Source organism: Rhodovulum sp. PH10 (assembly GCF_000293785.1).
Classification (GTDB): Bacteria; Pseudomonadota; Alphaproteobacteria; order Rhizobiales; family Xanthobacteraceae; genus Rhodoplanes.
The window spans coordinates 1-905 of record NZ_AKZI01000183.1 but is presented as its reverse complement, the minus strand read 5'-3'; the positions used below and the strand labels follow the sequence as shown (position 1 = coordinate 905).

Here is a 905-nt window from a genome sequence, read left to right as displayed (position 1 = left end):
TGTCGAACAGCGCGTCGATCCGCTTCACCGCCTCCAGGGCGAGCGGCGAGATCGGCGCCGCGGTCTTACCGCGCCGGGCACTGCCGGCGATGTCGGCCAGTTCGAAGAACTTCCGGCGCGAATGGGCCCAACACAGCGCTTCCGTCACCGGTCCCGAACTTCGAACGGGCCGGTAAAGCCGCCCATAGCCGCCATAGGCGTCCGCTTGCAGGATGCCGCCGTAACCGGTCAGATGCCGCTCGGGATGCTCGCCCGATCGGTCCCGGGACGCATAAAACAGGGCCGCCGGCGGTGCGGTGCCGCCGAACGGCCGATCATCGCGCACATAGACCCAGATCCGCCCTGTCGCCGTCTTGCCCTTGGCCAGGATCGGCACCGTCGTGTCGTCGCCGTGCAGACGCTCGGCGGCGAGAACATGCCGCTCGATCGAATCGTGCAGCGGCCGCAGCGCGAAGGTGCAGGCGCCGACCTGGTCGGCCAGCGTCGACAGGCTGAGGTCGATGCCTTCGCGGCCATAGCGTTCGCTCTGCCGGTTCAGCGGCTGATGCTGGCCGAACTTCTCGAACAGGATCATCGCGAGCAGGCTCGGGCCGAGGTGGCCACGTGGCGTCGGATGGAACGGTGCCGGCGGCTGGCTGATCCTCTCGCATTCCCGGCAGGAGAACCTCTCTCTGACCGTCTGGATGACCTTCCACTGCCGCGGGATCACCTCCAGCGTCTCGGTAATATCCTCGCCGAGCTTCGACAGCCTGGCCGAACCGCAGCACGGGCAGGAGGTCGGCGCCGGCACGACCACCCGTTCCCGCGGCAGGGGCGCCGGAAATGGCTTCTTCGCAGGCCGCTGGCGCTCGAAGGCGCGCACCACCGTCTTCGCCCGGGCCGCGGCTTCCTCGGCCGCCAACTCG

The 905-nt window shown here is 69.0% G+C and carries 1 protein-coding gene; it reads right to left on the bottom strand.

What is annotated here, in order from left to right; genetic code table 11:
* A partial coding sequence (gene tnpC / locus A33M_RS20870) for an IS66 family transposase (protein ID WP_040622325.1) occupies positions 1-905 on the bottom strand: 905 nt, incomplete at both ends.